Source organism: Paenactinomyces guangxiensis (assembly GCF_016055185.1).
GTDB lineage: Bacteria > Bacillota > Bacilli > Thermoactinomycetales > Thermoactinomycetaceae > Paenactinomyces > Paenactinomyces guangxiensis.
The window spans coordinates 1-17003 of the sequence record NZ_JAECVR010000039.1; the positions used below are offsets into that span (position 1 = coordinate 1).

Consider the following 17003-nt stretch of genomic DNA (forward strand, 5'->3'; position numbering starts at 1 on the left):
TAGCGTGATGCGTTCAAAAGGAGTCCTTGTGGACCCGCAAAAAAGGGAACCCACATTTCCAAAGATGAACAGCTTAACCAAATTCAAACGGGGCCGGGGGCTATGATTTCTCTTATCTTGGCATGGTCCGCTTGGCGTCGAAAACACCAAGCGGTAGCCATGTATTATCATTATCAGAAACGGCTACGCTTTTCATAAGTACAACTGTAGTACTAGTAGAATGTATACCTCAAGAGAGGAAAGAGATATTGAATAAACAATTCCCCAGTGCAATGGGGTTTCCAACAAACATGATTGAAGGAGCATCCTTCTAAGCTTCTCTCCATTTTTTCCAGAAAAACAATCCTGAAATAGTAATGAGTAATAAGAGAACGATTGGAGTGACGATTTTATATAACGGACGAGGGGGTCTTTCGTAAGAGAATTGAAAATCCATACCTTTCTTTACAGCCAGATCTTCCAAGTCGCCCATATCTGTTACATCTGTGAGCGTCATAAAATCCTTTCCGGCAGGAGCTTTTAACTCACCTGTTACTTGAGCCTGACTGCCACCCACATAATAAGCGTCCAAATTTGCCACATTATCTTTCGCTATTTCATTTTTCAATTGTTCCAGTTTCAATTCCTGAGCTATTTTTTGAGGTTTTAAATGATAAATATAAGAGACAACTCCGATTGATATTAGCACAAACAGAAGAAAATAGCCCCCTTTTTTGACTGTTGAAAGTTTCATATTCCATCTCTTCTTTCATACACATCAAATCTATTTGAAGGTATATTAATAATTTTCCAATTTTGAATTATATATTACTATCTCTGCTCAATCAATCTTATGACTCTGCCTTCACATAAAGAATATTTCTTATTTATAGGATTGTATGTATAGAATCGCTGGCAGAAATAGATGCAGCCCGAGGAAGGTTTAATCCCACGGGCTTTTGTCCATACAGGGGGACTTCCTGCCGCCCGAGACAGGGATGTTTGCATGGTTCAGGATGACAAAGCAGTCATGCTTATTCTTTTTTGAAAGGACCCACTGTAACAGATTCCTTACCAACAGGTTCAACTGATAGAATACCGACTCGTTCACCCGTGATGGTAAACTGGTCTTTACTCAGGATATCAAGAATCTCTTGATCTGTTTGGTCATTCTCTACTTTGATGATGGCGCTCAGGCTTGTCGTATACGATTCTCCGGGCGAGATATTTTGTGGAAACAACAATTGTTTTTCACTCTTGATCAGCAGTTTTTGCGTGCCTTCAGCGAACCTGGGTTGGATCTGGTGATTGACACTATAGGCAAGCCAAGAGTCATTTTGGATTTCAAAGATATACAAAACTTTTTTGTAATCATCTATATTGGTCCAGATCTCTTCCATCTCAGCTTCACTCAGTCCATAAGAAGAAAGAGCTCCTTTGTACGTAATATGTTTCTTTAAAGGAAAAACTTTCACATTTTTTATTTTAACTACCATTGCATCGTTTTTTAAGGAATTGTGATAAACGAAAGCAAACGCACTGATCAATAGAATGAGGGATAAAAAGAGAATCATCAACATCTTCTTGTTCAAAAAACGCATGTGGAGCCTCCTGTCCTTTTATTAGCGATACATACTCAGCAAAGTATATTAACTTTACTCTACTTCAAACTTATCTTTCATTTTCACAATATATAACTTGGGCGTTTCACCACTATCGATTTTTTCCGCTAGTTTATCATACACATCAGCATTATATCGATCGCCTGTATGTGCTGAATACTTTAATCTGCCATTTTCAATATTTGTAATCATCGTAGCATGATCTACATCGCCATTATCAGAATTATCCCAGTAAAGCAGATCTCCCGGCTTGACTTTACCGCTATATTTCTTTAAATCATCTAAAGAAGTGATCTCATAAGTATCTACCGCAAAGCCATTATCTTTATCCGAAAAGTACTCAAATTGATCATGAGCAACCGCCCACTCTGGAGAAAAATAGCCAAACCAATTTCTGAGTTTTGGAATCTTGTTAATGAAGTCGTCTTTATTTTCTTTCTTATAATACCAATCATCATTCATTTCAAGCCCGCTTGCAAGTAGCATTTGCAAGACAAAGTTGGCGCAATCTCCTCCAAGGTTTAGACCATAACTGTCAAATCTCTCGAATTTTGGATTCAACTTGCCCGGATTGTTTGGATCACTCCATTTTTGTGCATATTCTATTGCTTTTTTCCGGTTATATGTTATATATCTTGGTTTTCCGAAAAAAAATTCTTTGAGCGAGTTCAAGAACCCGCCATTTTCACTTTGAGGTGCAGGGGCATTTTTGCCCGCATCAAAATCGTCATTGATTGGAGGCACTTCAAAGGGTCCAACCGGATCAGCATAAACATGACCGCTGCCAACGATTGCCGCTCCAACAACTGCCAGGAGAATAATGATTGTTAATTGATGAAAATACTTACCCATACTAACGGTTACGGAAAACGGATGGTCCCCGGCATACTGTTTTACCTATTCTGTTTCGCCATATGCAGAGCGTATGGGCGTCAGATCCAGTTTGGTATAATTCGTTCTCCGTACCGGATTCACCTCTCCTTCACTAAAAAATAGATAGAAATATAAGGACAACTTCCAAAATAATTATTTATATTAGAAATTGCACCAAAATACATATGAAATTCAAATATAATTTTAAAAAATTTCATCTGAATGCCATATTTCAGATAAAGAGCCTTGTAATCAACCTGCTTCTCCATGATCATCTGACTAATAGAACATAAAAAAAGCCCCAAAGGTTATACCCCCGGAGCCTGAGATTTAGTCCTGAACACTTATTTATTTTCCAGCAGCCCCACTTTCACTAATCCGTGAAGGATTCCATCCTCAGAGGAGGAGGTTGTGATTACATCAGCGGCCGCTTTTGCCTCCGGAACTGCGTTACCCATGGCAACTCCTGTTCCGACCAGGGCAAGCATTTCCACATCATTGGCTGCATCACCAAAAGCATAGCTATTTTCCTGTTTTATATCAGCCGCTTCAAGCAGTTTGTGAATTCCGGCGGCTTTGGAGCATCCTCTGGGAAGAAAATCTGACGCATACTCATGCCATCTGATAAAGCAGTAGTCAGGATAACGTTCTGCATATATTTGCTCATCATGGGCCTGGCAGAAAAGGTGTCCTTGATAAATCGGTGTATGTTTAAAGTACTCCCTGTCTTGCGGGGGATGATCCAACTTTAAAAAGTTGCGGAAGCTTTCTTGAATAAAAGGATGATTCTCTTCACTGACTTTCACCTGTTCATGGCTGCAATAGGCAACCGCATGGCCTTGTCCGGCCGCCAGTTTCGTTATATCGGCAAGCATTTCCGGATCCATCGGATTGGCATAAATCACTTCTCCGTCAAATACGACATATTGTCCGTTGATGGAAACATAAGAATGGATGTTCAGCTCTTCACGAATCCACTCAAACATCTGCGGACCGCGACCGGTTGCAATAACGGTATAAATCCCCTTCTCCTGAAGCAGGTGGACAGCTTTTTTGGTCGATTCTGGTATTTCTTTTTCATCGTTCAGCAGCGTTCCGTCTATATCAAAAAATACGATTTTTCTTTCCATATGACCCCACCTCTTGTTACATATAACAACCCTTTGATCGATCCTTCTGCTTCATTTCAAAATAACCTAATTTCTACTATTAAAACGAAATATATTATACTACATTTGGCCTAATCTGCTTTTTGTACTTCAATTTGTGCAAGTAGTGACCCAATGTCTGCATCAGAAGGAATTCCGGGATACTGGCTCATTGCATTGGCAGCGGCACAAGCGACACCCAGTTTTAAAGACTCTTCTATATCTCCCGTCTGCACATAGTTGGAAACGAAACCACCCAGCAAAGTATCACCGGATGCAATCGGGTTTACCGCAGGTATAGACGGTGATTTAATACGGAAGCATCTCTCCCGGCCGGCATATAATAATCCATCTTTCCCCAGAGTTACAATGATTTGCTCCGCACCCTGATTCACATATTTTTTCATTTCTTTTAATAGATCCCGGTAATCAACCGTATGGGGATCAAATCCGGAAATTTCTGCAAACTCTTCCAGGTTTGGTTTGACTAACCACGGTTTTACCTGCATCGCATATTGAAGTGCCTTACCGCTCGTGTCCACAATAATTTTTGCTTGTTTCCCGGACAGAGTATCCACCAGCTCTGTGTAAAAACGGCTCGAAACACCACTTGGCAAACTTCCTGACATGATCACAATGTCATCTTCACGGGTATCGGTTTGAAGCTTATTTTTCAAATCGTTTTCTTCTTCTTCCGTTACTGTTGGCCCGGGTTCATTGATCACCGTAGCCCGCCCGGTATCCTTCTCCACATATATATTGCAAACTCGCGTATTTCCTTTTATTTCTGTCCATCTGTCAAAGATCCCCATCCGCCGGCAGCCATGCCGGATTCCCTTCCCTTCTGCTCCTCCGACAAAACCGTATACAGTTGTATCCTTTTGAAAATACTTGCAGGCACGAGCTACATTTATTCCTTTTCCACCCGGAACTACATAAGTACTAATGGCCCTGTTCACTTCATTCACGATCAGTTTTGGCAATAGAATGGTACGGTCTGTAGCAGGGTTTGGACAAACGATACGGATCAATTGGTTCACCTCAGCTCATACATACCAATGATGTATATGTTTTACACACGGGAATGTTTTCTCCCCTCCCCTTCAAGGCGAAAACATTCCCGCGCAAATTGGTTTGTCAGCCATCTATATTGTAAAGATATATTTCGATCCGGCCAACTGATTTTCAACCATTTCCTGAAAAGCAGTTAGCCCCTCTTGAAGACGATACGTTTTGGCTAACAACGGTTTTAACTGAACTCTTCCTTGTTTTACATACTGAATCGCCGTTTTCCACTCATATCCGGGAAAAGGGGTGCTATACGACATCCAGGAACCCGTCACTTCCAGTTCCCCGCGTAAAATCTTTTCAAAAGTGGCCGGGGGAAGGACAACATCTTTTTTTGCAGTACCGACAAAAACAACTTTTCCTTGCTTTCTTGCAAATTCTACTGATTGTTTTTGAGTGGCCGGAGTGCCTGCCGTTTCAATGATCACTTCCGGAAGATCCCGATGGGAGAAATATTCCTCCAGACTGGTATGAAGCGGGTTTACGATTTCATCAGCCCCCAGCTTTTTCGCCAGATCCAATTTAGACTGAACAATATCTACCATTATGACATGGGCAGCACCCCGCGCTTTTAAACATTGTAATGTGAGTAACCCAATCGTGCCTGCGCCAAAAACCATACACTCAGAACCAGCCGGTATATTTACCCGCTCAATTCCGTGTAACGCAACCGTGAGAGGTTCAATCATGGCTCCCTCCAGATCATCTACCTCATCGGGAAGTTTTAAAACATTTTGCTCGGGAACTGCTACATACTCCGCCATCGCCCCGTTTTTTCTTGAACCGATAAAGCTGTAGTGATTGCAAAGCGCCGGCCTGCCTGAACGGCAGTTATCGCAATGCATGCAGGGCAACAACGGAGCACCAGTTACACGGTCACCCACTTGTACACTGGACACATTTTGCCCGATGGCTGCTACTTCACCTGAAAATTCATGCCCAAGTACGATTGGAAAAAAATGAACTTTGCCCTCAAGCGCCCTTGGCAGATCAGAACCACATATACCACATGCTTTGACTCGAATGACCACTTCATGCTCACGGCATTCAGGCTGAGATCGTGTTTCATAACGTAAATCGTTCGCTCCATGCAATACGAGTGCATTCATGGTTCCCATCGTTTCACAGGCTCCTTTCTGAAATAAAAAGCCAGAGTCAAAACTCCAGCTTTTTTAAGCATCTGTTTCAACGTTTTGTGCTTTTTGTTTTTTATAGTACAAGTAGGTAAATACCAGACATGCCGCGTATATAAGACCAATGACAAGTAATCCGGGGATGTTCGTTTGCTCAAAAATTTGAATCAGAATATAGGTAATCGGGGAACCTCCCTGGTCCAACGAAGCCACTTGGGAAGCACCGCCGGCCCCTGTTACTTTCGCCAGTTGTGTATGCAAACCGATGGTTTGTGTGGAAATCCACAGCGTCATGAACATAATGACAAATCCTGAAATGAGGGTTCTGAATAAGTTCCCTTTATGAATTCCCACTGCCATCGCTACAAAGAATCCGATGGTAGCCAGGTCACCAAAAGGCAAAACTTTATTACCCGGAACAATCATCGCAATAATAATCGTTAATGGAACAAACAATAAACTTGCTGCCACAACCTGCGAATCCCCCAACAGCAAAGCCGGGTCTAAACCAATGTAAAACTTCTTGCCGCTAAATTTCTTCTCCAGCAAGCTTTTGGCCGCTTCCGCAACCGGGATCAAACCTTCCATAATACATTTGACAACTCTCGGCATCAGTACCATGACTGCGGCCATTTGAATACCTAATTGCAATACGCTTTTGGTCTCATACCCGGCAAGGAAGCCAATCACAATGCCTAACACTCCGCCAATAATCATCGGCTCTCCTAACACCCCGAGTTTTTCTTCAACCTTTTCAGCGTTGAAATTAATTTTCTTCAATCCCGGAATTTTCTCAATCAACCAGTCGATCGGCACTGCGAGCGGCCCCAGGTATGCACTGGTTCCGTGGGGAATGGCAACTCCCTCCAGGCCGAAATAACGCTCCACCACAGGGGCAAACCAGTCACCCAATTTGTACACAATGGCTGCATGGATCGCTACACCGATCAGCCCGATTGTCCAACTGCCTGTTGCTATTTGTAACATGGCTCCTGTAAAAGTCATATGCCAAATATTCCAGATATCGATATTGACAACTCTTGTCCATCCCACAATCAACATGACAACGTTTACAGCAACGGCTATAGGTATAGCCAGACTGCCTACATGTGAAGCCCAGGCCATTGGAGATGCACCCGGCCATCCAATATCCACTACTTGCAGCGAAACGCCAAAGTTTTGTGCCATATCTTTCGCCGCAGGCCCCAGGTTATCAAGGAGAAGCCCGATGACCAGATTAATTCCAACAAACCCAACACCAATCATGATCCCAGAGCGCACTGCTTTGCCAAAACTCTGGCGCAGAATCAAGGATAGGATAATGATTACAACCGGCAGCATAACTGAAGGACCCAGATCCAGCACATATTGAATAAACTGCATATTTCTCCCCTCCTGCTGTCATTTCCATGTTGCTGATTATTGCAGATGCGATAAAATCTTTCTCTCAAGTGCTTCCTGACCAATCCCTGTAATGAAGGCCATACCGGTTTCCAAAGGAACACCGTAATCTTTCGTTACTCTGGCCGTTGTAACGATCAGGTCCACACCGTTCAGATTGGCACCGATTTCAGATACCCGGCATTGAATAATTTCTGCGTCAATTCCCGCTTTGTTACAAAGCTCTTTGATCTTGTTAGCTGCAACAGTTGAGGTAGCAACGGCTCCGCCACAAGCAACGATGATTTTCTTTTTCATATTCCATCCCCCTTTTGAATGAAAAAACATTGAAACTAAAGGTTTTCACCTAATACCTTGACAAAGTTCTGTTTATCTTTCGTTTCTTTTAATTGGCTTAACAGCGGCTGATTTTGAAAAACCGCCATTAACTGTTGCAAAAATTTCAAATGGTCCTCACTATTATTAATCGCTAACAAAAACACCATATCTGCATCAACTGTGCCACTGTCTTCACCCATTAACTCAAAAGTGACCGGCTGGTCCGGCACACAGACAGCTATTTTTGTCTGCTTGACATACTTGGAGTCGGTATGAGGAATGGCTACCCCTATCGGGCCTATTTGCAAACCGGTGGGGTACTGTTTTTCTCTTGCCAGTACCGCATCTGTATAATCAGGGACAACATAGCCTTTCTCGAGTAAACGTTGACTTAACGCAGTTAATAACTCTTCTTTGTTTTTTGCTGAAAATCCTAACAGGATCAAATCTTCTTCTATGATCGTTTTGTTTGGCATACCCATCCGCCCCTTTGATGGTTGCGTTTACATTTTCGCTTACAAATTGGCAACCGTTACTTTTGTTCCGGTTTCCCGAATTTGCCGGATCATCTTCTCTGAGGCATTTGAATCTGTGATCAGAATATCAACATCATTAATTTTGGAAATCCTGACCGTTGTAGTCACCTCAAATTTAGAATAGTCGGCGAGCATCACATTCAGTTGGCTTCGCTTTATCATCATTTTGGTTACTTCTGCTTCTCCAATGTGTAAATTGGTATAACCGTTTTCCAATGAGATTCCTGCAATCCCTAAAATCGCCTTATCCACATAAAAGTTTTCCAGACACAGGCGGGTTAAAGGGCCTGACAGTGAAAGTTCACCATTTCGCAGATTTCCTCCGGGTATAATTAAGTTAATATTCGGCGAATCAGATAATTCAATGGCAATGGGAAGCGAATTGGTAATTACAGTTAAATTTTTCTTCTCTTTGATCTCTTGAGCAAAAAACAGAGTGGTTGTACCCAGATCGATAAACAAAGCATCCCCGTCTTCAATCAGACGCGCCGCTTCTTTTGCAATCGCTTTCTTTTCTTCGATGTTTGTTGTTTTTCTGGTCAAATAGTTGGCTTCGATATTGGTTTTGCCCAATACCGCCCCTCCGTGTACTTTTTTCAAGAATCCCATTTTCTCCAGCTCATAAATATCACGCCTCACCGTCTCCCTGGTGACATTTAATTCATTGCACAAATCCGCAATACGTACAGAACGGGATTCTTGCAGTTTTTCCAAAATAAACTTATATCTGTCTTCCTGAAGCACGATTCCCCACCTTTCTTTGCATTAAATTCAATTTGCAAAAACTTTCTTTGCGTATTACAGTAATAGTAGTAACTTATCTTTGCAATTTAAATATAATGCAAAATTAAGCAAAGATCAAGTGCTATATTTGCCAACCGGAGGGGAAAAGATGAAACGTCATATATCCAAAGAAAAATATGATTTGCTGTGTTCAGTTTCAAACGATCAAGGAATGATTACGGCTGCAGCCATGGATCAACGCGGTTCGCTAAAAAAGTCAATTGCAAAATATATGCAATCAGAAGTATCGGCCAACCAGCTCGCCACATTTAAAACGATTGTTTCAGAAACTTTATCCCCTTACACAAGCAGTATCTTGCTTGATCCTGAATATGGCTGGCCGGCTGCAAAAAAACGCAACACAAACGCGGGACTGATCATGGCATATGAACAAACCGGTTATAGTGCAGAAGATGAAAACCGGATGCCGGACCTTTTACCCGAGTGGTCGGTACTGCGTTTAAAGGAACGAGGAGCGCAGGCGGTAAAATTGCTCGTTTATTACGATCCTGATGACAAAGAAGAAATAAACTCCGTTAAACAAGCTTTCATTGAAAGAGCAGGACTGGAGTGCCAGGCCTTAAACATGCCTTTATTTCTGGAACCGCTCTGTTATTCAAATCGCATTCCGGACAATAAAGGCACAGAGTTTGCAAAAGTTCGCCCCCAAAAAGTAAAAAAATTAATGAGTGAGTTCTCCAAACCGAAATACCGAATCGATGTCCTAAAAGTTGAAGTGCCGGTAAATGTTCATTTTGTTAAAGGCTTAAAAGCAAATGAAGGCAATCCTTCCGTACACACCATTGAGGAAGCCAAAACGCTGATGAAAGAGGCCGCAGAAGCGTCAGAGGTGCCATTTATCTTTTTAAGCGGCGGTGTAACAGATGAAGTTTTTGCAGAAACTCTTGAACTGGCCGGTGAAGCAAACGTTCCTTTCTCTGGTGTTCTTTGTGGACGGGCAACCTGGCAAGAAGGAATTCCCATTTATGCCGCCCGCGGTGAAGAGGCTTTGAGAGAGTGGCTGTTAAAAGAGGGCGTGCAAAAAGTAAAGAAGCTTAACGAGGTAATCGAAAAGAACGCTGTCCCATGGTGGGATTTCTACGAAGATCAGTAAGGCAAGCCGGAGGAGTAAGCAATCCATTTTAATGCATATGAAGTAATCTCTATTTATCATCCATCTGGTCTATTTTTCATAGTGAAAATATGTGTCAAGGGGGGAGGAGGGGGGAACTCTGCCTCCCCAATGTTTGAAAATCTTTGGTCCCCATTGGTTTAGATCAAGGCCGAAAGAGAACAAATTGAGTAAACATTCCCCATTCGGGGATTTTAAATTTCAAAACCATTTCAAATTATTTTCCACCCGTAAATGAAATCCCTTTAATAAATAGGTTTCATTTTGGTATCCCCTTTCAAAAGTTCAGATTACCGGACCATTACTGAAAATCCGGTTGTATTCTTCTCAATGGTTACATCAACATGATTATTATGACGTGCAACGGTAAGTGATAACCTACCGCTTCCGATTGACAGATCGGAAACTGATTCTAATAACTTTGGAGACAGATAAATTTCCCGGTTCAGGCTGTCAGGGAATAACCCCAGCAAAGCTTGAATAAATACCAGAGTTGTACCTGCTGCCCATGCCTGTGGCTGACAAGCAACCGGATATTTCACGGGTCTGCCTGTCGCATGATCATAGCCGCAAAACAGTTCCGGCAGACGATCATATTCAAAATGGGCTGATGCTGCGATTAATCCGTTGATCACAACCTTTGCCTCCTGCTGGCGATTCACTTTGCTCATACCGAGCAGAATGATACTGTTAACATGGGGCCACACGCTTCCGTCATGGTAACTCATCGGATTATAACCCGCTTCTCCCTCTCCCATTGTCCGAATCCCATTATCCGGAGAACATTTTTGGAGGCAATAACATGTTTGTTACAGCTTCAACTTTTTCCTCGTCAAGCATTTCCGAAAGCAAAACATGCCCCGGGTTGGATGTAATTGTTCCAACTTGTTTTTTCGTTGCATCAAGAGCGATCGCATAGTAGGATCTGATTGGCAACCTTCTTAATTTTTTCCCTTGTTTTTTCATTTACATCCGAATATCCGTTTAAGGCTCTCGATACTGTCGTAACTGACACTCCTCCAATTCTTGCAATGTCTTTAATCGTCGCCAATTCCAAATCCTCCAAAACGTTTTGGATTCATTTGTAGTTTGAATTATAACTGAAAACGATTACAATCCTTTTAATATAAACAAAAAAAAGACAGGTCCCACGTCCAACCTGTCCTCACATGATGTTTACCCGTACCCGTATGTTCGTTGGATTTATGCCAACTTGAAGAAGAAAGAAATTTTCCAGGTCCATCAGCTTTATTTTTTAAAAGCTCTAAAAACCCCTGAAAAACGATCTTTCCACTTACCCTCTTTTTTCTCTTTAAATCCGGGGCATTTCTCTTCTGCTCTGAGAACTCCTACCGGCTTACCATCCGGATATTTGGTACAAACTGTTGGATTTGCAAGTTTGTTATGTTTACACGTTTCACATTGAATTTCCAAAAACTCGATTTCCCCGGGTTTCGTCCAACTGAAATAATCATCCCTGTCTCTGCTGTCCATTTAGCTGCCTCCTTTCAACACTTCACAAGTAATTTCCAGCTTCCCCCCCACAGGTTTTACCTCAGTGATGATCATTTTTTGCCCCTTATCCAGCAAAAGCTCCATTTCATCGGGAAAATGGCTGAGTCCCCCGACATATGCTCCGGGTGTTCCTTTTGGTACCTTAATATTAAACATAATATCATTACTAAATGCACTGGAAGGATTCACAGATGTACTCATAAACCCTTTATCCTCGATCACCTTGCCAACCAATTGATCCGGCGGTAAGTTTTGATATTTTCCTAACGCAACTTTTCCTGCTCCCCGATAAACCATGACATCCTCCGGAACAGGGTGTTTTTTCAATGCCTGACTGATTAAGTCAACATATTGTCCATTTTTACCCTGATACGAATGTTCAATGCCTCTTAGAACGTTGTTGATATTCGCGTAATTGTTGCCGGTATAGGCCCTGACTGCTTCATATTCCGCTTTCGTAAGAGTAGAAGGCCAATTTCCGTAGTGCTTATTGATCCATGTTTGAGCTTCCACCAGATTATTGAACTTAGTAAAAGGTTTATTTGGTACATGTTGAGTAACTTTGCCAGTTTTACTTACTACCTGACTTCCTTTACTCAGTTTAGCTGCCTTGTCAAGCCCTTTTGTACCTACCAGTGCTAACGCCACTTGTCCGATGGCATAGCCGAACCATTCAGCCCTGCTATTTGCATCCCCGTTTATAACATCTCGTTCCCACGAATCGGAAATCAGTTTCCAAATGGCCTTTCCTGTATCGATTGGGTTGGTAATCGCATGAAAGAGGTTTTTCACCGTCTCAACCGGACTGGTGATTATATTCCAAATCCCTTTCACTGCGTCAACGACCGCATTCCATACTCCCTTCAAGAAGCTGCCAACCACAATCACAACAGAGGTGATCATATCTAAAACCCCGGTGAACCAATCCCAAAAGTCGGAGGCCACTTCTTTGGTCCACTCCCAGGCGCCGGAGGCTGCATCTTTGATCCAATCCCAGACCCCGCCGTCCTCTACCTTTGAATTCTGATTTACAGACTCCTCTTTTTGTGGACCCGGACCTTGTTTCCCCTTGTTAAAGTCGTCATTGATCTGGGGAACATCAAAACCGCCCCCGCCGGTAGCATAAACTTCACCAAATCCAAAGATACCCGTTCCAACAATCACGAAGAGAATGAATACAAATAACCGATGAAAATACTTACTCATATACAACCGTTACGAAAAATGTAAGAACCCCCATCAGAAACTGGTATTTCTGTTTCAGCGTATCCGCTTACGCCATCAGCAGATGGAATCAATCCCGGGCACGAGTGATTCGTTCTCCGTAACGGATTCACCTCTCCTCACTATAAAATGATCAAAAAAAGGACAGGCTCGACTTTAGGTCAAATCTGTCCAAAAAATGAAATTCCATAAAACCGTGATTATTTAGGCAATATAACTCCCACGGAAACTAAGACCGGCTGATTATCTTTAAGCCTGGTCGGTTTGACGGAATTTCGTTGCGATCTGGGTCAGTGCTTGAGAGATGTTATCCAGCAAATGGACGAAGTTTTCCATGTTTTTTCTGGCTTCCTGGAAATCCTGGAAGAACCGTTGCTTGGTCATCCCATCCCATTGGCCTTCAAGTCCTTGGATTTGTTGATTCAAAGCATTAATGATCTGACTGCTTTCTTCACGTTTTACTTTAAATTGTTGTGCTACTTGTTCCACTTCTTCAGGCGTAATAAGAATACGTGCCATGCAAAAATCCTCTCCTAAGTTTACTAAAATTAATTATGTTAGAAATTATACCTAACGTATTTTCTATTTGCAATGTTGCTATTTAATCTTAATATAAAAGTCATTTTTTAGACGAAAAATATGATCACAAACTTACAGTCTATTTCATTTGCTTTATTTAACTGGCACATTGGGCGGAATAAAATAGGATTTTTCTAAACCGTATGAGACGACGGCATACAAAAAAAGCGCTCTTATGTGCGAACGCCTAAATAAAGATGGATTGGCATATATTTCCTTTAACACCTATCATATTCCATATACTTGCTAAGTGAAGTCTATATATAAACCCGCGTTTCCCTTTAAGGTTTTAATTCAATGCCAAATAGAGATTTAAATAAGCTAAATAAGAGAACTCGATCATAATCCAAATTATTAGAGGTATATTGATCCGGGTCACGATTTACCCACCCGTCTGTTATACAATAACCCTGTTGATCCGGCTGAACATGCAACTGAAAAATGCAAGATCCTGTCCAACTGCGATGAAAGTGAATTTCCCCATCCTGATAATGTACGTACCATCGATCATCCATATCCCTTGGAACAAAACCTGCTTGAATACGCTCAAAATCCTTCTTTAAGATTTGAACATTTAGAGGCAAGTGTGCTCGTTTTTCCGGCAGAGGGGAACACAACCTGCCATCTTGATTAAGATTGTCTTTACTCATACAATTGGCTCCCTATATTTTTGATTGAACGATATAAAAGTTCCAGTCTCTCCCATTTATCATAGCAGATTCCCCATTTCTATAAAAGATCGCTTACCTCAATTGTTTGATGATAAAAAAGGACAGGGCAGCATTGGGCTGACTCTGTCCAACAAAAAGTCAATGTTTGTATATAAAATATCTGATTTTGGAACCATCACTGCTTTTAAGAATAAACCTTTTCAGACTTGGCTTACTTACTTTCTTTGATCTGGGTTTTATACTTGTCCAGGTTACTGAAGTCAATCGTTTGTATATCACCTGATATATTGTACCTGACCAAAAGATGTTTACCCGGATCTTCGTTTTTGGGTGCGGATTTTAATTGATCGTCATGCACAAAGATCTCTAATGTAACATCATTAAAGTTCATCTTTTTTAACTCGTTAAGGAGCTTGGCAATATCTTCTTTTTCCTGGCCGCCGTGTTGATAAATCCTGACCACCAAAAGGAGTGAAAAATCCTTTTCCCCTTTTTTTAGTACGTCAAATACGGAAGGGATATTCCCTTTATATTTTGTTTTCTCAGTGCCGTCACTATAAGATAAATCATCTATCTTTCTTAGATCTACTGTCTTATTCACAATTTCTTTTATATGGGGCTCCAATTCATTCGTCCACAATCGATCTACATAGGAGTCCCGAAAGTTATCAGGCGGAGTGCCTATGACATGTACAACAGTTTTTTTCTCATCTTGCATATAACCTTTAATATCATAGGTATCTCCAAATACCTGGCCTTTCTGTACTTCCTCTACAACAAAGTCCTTCGCATAAGTTGTTTTAATATAGTTTACCGCCGCTTCCTTTACCTTTTTTTCTTCTTCCGGAGCCATTTTGGTCAGGTCCTTTGAAGCGGTATTGGAGGTGCAACCACTTAACAGGATTGCAAAAATCATGATCACTAAACCAAACCATACCCCGAATTTCCGTAAAACTCCAGACATGCCATCACATCCTTATCTATCTGGGAACAAAGTTTCCATTTTCATCATAAGCTTCAGGCAATGGAGAATCAAAGGGTTTTCCATCATCTGTCTTTCCGGTAAAGTTTTTAATAGAATGAGTGGAACCTGCATCAATATTCATATTCAAGAGATCGTTATCCAATCCTTCATCTTCTTGAGTCTTTCCATGCTCATCGATATGATATGTTTCACCGGGTCTGTAACCAACTCCACCCACCAAATCGTGATCAAAATTGTAATTTCGGATTAAACCGTCATAATTACCAAGACCTTCGTTGATGGCTTGCTTTCGGTTATGGGGATCAAGCATGTTAATGATATAGTTAGATCCGGTACTTACAGGACCGCCTAAAATGGTTGACGCATTCACGTTCGGGAAAAGATTTTTACCGGCGGCATTAAAAGTGACTGTTGGAATGTTATACTTTGCTCCCGAATCAACGGCCAAATACCCACCCAATGAATGGCCGGTCAGAACAAACTGATAACCTTTATAATCTGGATTATTTAATACTTCTTTTACAAAATCTCTGGCGGATTGCGCTTGGGGGTTCGACGAATCAAGCCCGAGAGCAATTGAACCATCCGCAATTGCTATATCATTAAATTTTCCCTCTGTTCCTCTAAAAGCAATAATAATCTCCATTGTTTCAGGATTTCTAAACACTCTGGCTTGAAGTCCGTTCGGTAAATCCCTCATCATTTTGGGGTCTTTTTCTACAATCCATTTTCCCCCTAACCAGGCTGTAACTTGGTCATCTGAAAGATTATCGAAATAGACGATTTGGGATGCCATAGCTAAGGTCTTGTCATTTACCTCCACATCTTTTAGTTCACCATGAGGGCGGCTATTATCAACACCTATCAGATTTTTCCCCCAGTTCAACATCTTATTGCCGAAAGAATTGATAAATCCGGGGCGTTTCCACAGGGTAAAAGCTGCACCGGCAGCCAATAATCCCAAGCCTACAACAAATTCTATGTTCCCAACAATGATTTCGCCGATCCTCGTTGAGCGGAACCAATCCCAGGCTTGTGAGAGTGTTTGAGTGGTCCAGTCCCAGGCACTGGTAAGTGCGTCTACGGTCCAGTTCCAGGCGCCAGTGACTGCTTCTGTGGTCCAGTCCCAGGCACTGGAGATCGCGTCTGTAGTCGCATTCCAGGCGTCGGTGACTGCTTCTGTGGTCCAGTCCCAGGCGCTGGAGATCGCGTCTGTAGTCGCATTCCAGGCGCCGGTGACTGCTTCTGTGGTTGAGTCCCAGGCACTGGAGATCGTGTCTGTGGTCCAGTCCCAGGCGCCGGTGACTGCATCCCCGACCGAATCCCAGAACCCTTTCTCTTCCTGTGGAGGCGGGTTCACAGGCTTCTCTTGTTGAGGTGCGGGTCCTTGATTCCCCTTGTTAAAGTCGTCATTGATCTCAGGCACATTAAAGCTGCCCCCGCCAGTAGCATAAACTTCACCAAGCCCAAAGATTCCGGCCCCGACAAACAAGAAGAGAACGATGATTACAAACCGATGAAAATACTTCCCCATACTTACCGTTACGAAAAATTCATGAAACTCTATCAGAATGCTGACATTTTCTATTCACCGTATCCTTTTATTTACCGGAGTAATGCAGGCGTATCAGATCCGGGCAGAGTTATTCATTCTCCGTAACGGATTCACCTCTCTTCACTATAGAATCATTAGATAAATGAGATCATAAAAAATGACACGAAAAAGAATATATGTATACTTAGCAGCATCCATACAAAGATAACATGATCCCTTAAAACCATGTGAAACCCAAAAAAAGGACAGGCTCGACTTTAAGTCAATTCTGTCCAACAAGAAACAAAAGTTTATATGGAAGCCTTTCCGAAAGGAAACAATGTTCCTTCCGGAAAGAGAACCCGGTCTTAAGCCTGGTCGGTTTGACGGAATTTCGTTGCGATTTGGGTCAGTGCTTGAGAGATGTTATCCAGCAAATGGACGAAGTTTTCCATGTTTTTTCTGGCTTCCTGGAAATCCTGGAAGAACCGTTGCTTGGTCA

General features: G+C 42.0%; 18 protein-coding genes and 2 pseudogenes. 1 reads left to right on the top strand and 19 read right to left on the bottom strand.

Annotated elements, in window-relative coordinates; genetic code table 11:
• Window positions 1-310: 310 nt before the first annotated feature.
• From I8U27_RS19665 to I8U27_RS19710, 10 genes are all read right to left on the bottom strand, one after another.
• Entirely contained in the window at window positions 311-733 is a 423-nt protein-coding gene (locus tag I8U27_RS19665) for a hypothetical protein (RefSeq protein WP_181754715.1), read from the bottom strand.
• A 280-nt stretch (window positions 734-1013) separates the two neighbouring features.
• On the bottom strand, window positions 1014-1580 hold the full coding sequence (locus I8U27_RS19670; RefSeq protein ID WP_181754713.1) for a hypothetical protein: 567 nt from the start codon (window positions 1578-1580) through the stop codon (window positions 1014-1016).
• Window positions 1581-1634: 54 nt separating this feature from the next.
• The gene (locus I8U27_RS19675) at window positions 1635-2453 is read right to left on the bottom strand and encodes an amidase domain-containing protein (protein WP_181754712.1); all 819 of its coding nucleotides are present in this window, start codon (window positions 2451-2453) and stop codon (window positions 1635-1637) included.
• Between the two features lie 365 nt (window positions 2454-2818).
• Window positions 2819-3604: a Cof-type HAD-IIB family hydrolase gene (locus I8U27_RS19680; RefSeq protein ID WP_181754711.1), complete on the bottom strand. Its 786-nt coding sequence runs from the start codon at window positions 3602-3604 to the stop codon at window positions 2819-2821.
• Window positions 3605-3714: 110 nt separating this feature from the next.
• Window positions 3715-4653: a 1-phosphofructokinase family hexose kinase gene (locus tag I8U27_RS19685; RefSeq protein ID WP_181754710.1), complete on the bottom strand. Its 939-nt coding sequence runs from the start codon at window positions 4651-4653 to the stop codon at window positions 3715-3717.
• A gap of 114 nt (window positions 4654-4767) precedes the next feature.
• Window positions 4768-5808, bottom strand: a complete 1041-nt coding sequence (locus I8U27_RS19690) for a galactitol-1-phosphate 5-dehydrogenase (protein WP_198065918.1) — start codon at window positions 5806-5808, stop codon at window positions 4768-4770.
• 54 nt (window positions 5809-5862) lie between these two features.
• On the bottom strand, window positions 5863-7206 hold the full coding sequence (locus I8U27_RS19695) for a PTS galactitol transporter subunit IIC (RefSeq protein WP_181754709.1): 1344 nt from the start codon (window positions 7204-7206) through the stop codon (window positions 5863-5865).
• Between the two features lie 36 nt (window positions 7207-7242).
• Window positions 7243-7521 (bottom strand): PTS galactitol transporter subunit IIB, encoded by a 279-nt coding sequence (gene gatB / locus I8U27_RS19700; RefSeq protein WP_181754708.1) that lies wholly within the window; start codon window positions 7519-7521, stop codon window positions 7243-7245.
• 35 nt (window positions 7522-7556) lie between these two features.
• Window positions 7557-8018, bottom strand: coding sequence for a PTS sugar transporter subunit IIA (locus I8U27_RS19705; protein WP_181754707.1), 462 nt, complete (start codon window positions 8016-8018; stop codon window positions 7557-7559).
• 39 nt (window positions 8019-8057) lie between these two features.
• Window positions 8058-8822 carry a DeoR/GlpR family DNA-binding transcription regulator gene (locus I8U27_RS19710; protein WP_181754706.1) on the bottom strand — a complete coding sequence of 255 codons (765 nt, stop codon included), beginning with the start codon at window positions 8820-8822 and terminating at the stop codon, window positions 8058-8060.
• A 148-nt stretch (window positions 8823-8970) separates the two neighbouring features.
• On the opposite strand from I8U27_RS19710, the gene I8U27_RS19715 reads away from it, so the two are divergent.
• Window positions 8971-9975: a tagatose 1,6-diphosphate aldolase gene (locus I8U27_RS19715; RefSeq protein ID WP_181754705.1), complete on the top strand. Its 1005-nt coding sequence runs from the start codon at window positions 8971-8973 to the stop codon at window positions 9973-9975.
• Between the two features lie 308 nt (window positions 9976-10283).
• Here I8U27_RS19715 and I8U27_RS19720 read toward each other — a convergent pair.
• The 9 genes and pseudogenes from I8U27_RS19720 to I8U27_RS21090 all read right to left on the bottom strand — a co-directional run.
• Window positions 10284-10914: pseudogene (locus I8U27_RS19720) on the bottom strand (amylo-alpha-1,6-glucosidase); the annotation flags it as partial.
• A gap of 1 nt (window position 10915) precedes the next feature.
• Window positions 10916-11044 (bottom strand): annotated as a pseudogene (locus I8U27_RS19730) (LacI family DNA-binding transcriptional regulator); the annotation flags it as partial.
• A 197-nt stretch (window positions 11045-11241) separates the two neighbouring features.
• Window positions 11242-11487: a hypothetical protein gene (locus I8U27_RS19735; protein WP_181754700.1), complete on the bottom strand. Its 246-nt coding sequence runs from the start codon at window positions 11485-11487 to the stop codon at window positions 11242-11244.
• Complete coding sequence (locus I8U27_RS19740) at window positions 11488-12714, bottom strand: ADP-ribosyltransferase (protein ID WP_181754698.1); 1227 nt, start codon at window positions 12712-12714, stop codon at window positions 11488-11490.
• A 267-nt stretch (window positions 12715-12981) separates the two neighbouring features.
• Window positions 12982-13251: a WXG100 family type VII secretion target gene (locus I8U27_RS19745; protein ID WP_181754696.1), complete on the bottom strand. Its 270-nt coding sequence runs from the start codon at window positions 13249-13251 to the stop codon at window positions 12982-12984.
• Window positions 13252-13592: 341 nt separating this feature from the next.
• Window positions 13593-13961, bottom strand: a complete 369-nt coding sequence (locus tag I8U27_RS19750) for a hypothetical protein (RefSeq protein WP_181755069.1) — start codon at window positions 13959-13961, stop codon at window positions 13593-13595.
• Between the two features lie 232 nt (window positions 13962-14193).
• Entirely contained in the window at window positions 14194-14946 is a 753-nt protein-coding gene (locus I8U27_RS19755) for a hypothetical protein (protein ID WP_181755071.1), read from the bottom strand.
• A gap of 16 nt (window positions 14947-14962) precedes the next feature.
• A complete protein-coding gene (locus I8U27_RS19760) occupies window positions 14963-16501 on the bottom strand; it encodes a DUF2974 domain-containing protein (protein ID WP_181755073.1) in 1539 nt (512 codons plus the stop codon).
• Between the two features lie 368 nt (window positions 16502-16869).
• A partial coding sequence (locus I8U27_RS21090; protein WP_181755075.1) for a WXG100 family type VII secretion target occupies window positions 16870-17003 on the bottom strand: 134 nt, incomplete at its 5' end.

What these genes read in the sequence shown, in the direction of transcription:
- I8U27_RS19665 (WP_181754715.1), bottom strand. Translation starts at nt 733, where the DNA reads ATGAAACTTTCAACAGTCAAAAAAGGGGGCTATTTTCTTCTGTTTGTG.
- I8U27_RS19670 (WP_181754713.1), bottom strand. Translation starts at nt 1,580, where the DNA reads ATGCGTTTTTTGAACAAGAAGATGTTGATGATTCTCTTTTTATCCCTC.
- I8U27_RS19675 (WP_181754712.1), bottom strand. Translation starts at nt 2,453, where the DNA reads ATGGGTAAGTATTTTCATCAATTAACAATCATTATTCTCCTGGCAGTT.
- I8U27_RS19680 (WP_181754711.1), bottom strand. Translation starts at nt 3,604, where the DNA reads ATGGAAAGAAAAATCGTATTTTTTGATATAGACGGAACGCTGCTGAAC.
- I8U27_RS19690 (WP_198065918.1), bottom strand. Translation starts at nt 5,808, where the DNA reads ATGGGAACCATGAATGCACTCGTATTGCATGGAGCGAACGATTTACGT.
- I8U27_RS19695 (WP_181754709.1), bottom strand. Translation starts at nt 7,206, where the DNA reads ATGCAGTTTATTCAATATGTGCTGGATCTGGGTCCTTCAGTTATGCTG.
- gatB (WP_181754708.1), bottom strand. Translation starts at nt 7,521, where the DNA reads ATGAAAAAGAAAATCATCGTTGCTTGTGGCGGAGCCGTTGCTACCTCA.
- I8U27_RS19705 (WP_181754707.1), bottom strand. Translation starts at nt 8,018, where the DNA reads ATGCCAAACAAAACGATCATAGAAGAAGATTTGATCCTGTTAGGATTT.
- I8U27_RS19715 (WP_181754705.1), top strand. Translation starts at nt 8,971, where the DNA reads ATGAAACGTCATATATCCAAAGAAAAATATGATTTGCTGTGTTCAGTT.
- I8U27_RS19735 (WP_181754700.1), bottom strand. Translation starts at nt 11,487, where the DNA reads ATGGACAGCAGAGACAGGGATGATTATTTCAGTTGGACGAAACCCGGG.
- I8U27_RS19740 (WP_181754698.1), bottom strand. Translation starts at nt 12,714, where the DNA reads ATGAGTAAGTATTTTCATCGGTTATTTGTATTCATTCTCTTCGTGATT.
- I8U27_RS19745 (WP_181754696.1), bottom strand. Translation starts at nt 13,251, where the DNA reads ATGGCACGTATTCTTATTACGCCTGAAGAAGTGGAACAAGTAGCACAA.
- I8U27_RS19750 (WP_181755069.1), bottom strand. Translation starts at nt 13,961, where the DNA reads ATGAGTAAAGACAATCTTAATCAAGATGGCAGGTTGTGTTCCCCTCTG.
- I8U27_RS19755 (WP_181755071.1), bottom strand. Translation starts at nt 14,946, where the DNA reads ATGTCTGGAGTTTTACGGAAATTCGGGGTATGGTTTGGTTTAGTGATC.
- I8U27_RS19760 (WP_181755073.1), bottom strand. Translation starts at nt 16,501, where the DNA reads ATGGGGAAGTATTTTCATCGGTTTGTAATCATCGTTCTCTTCTTGTTT.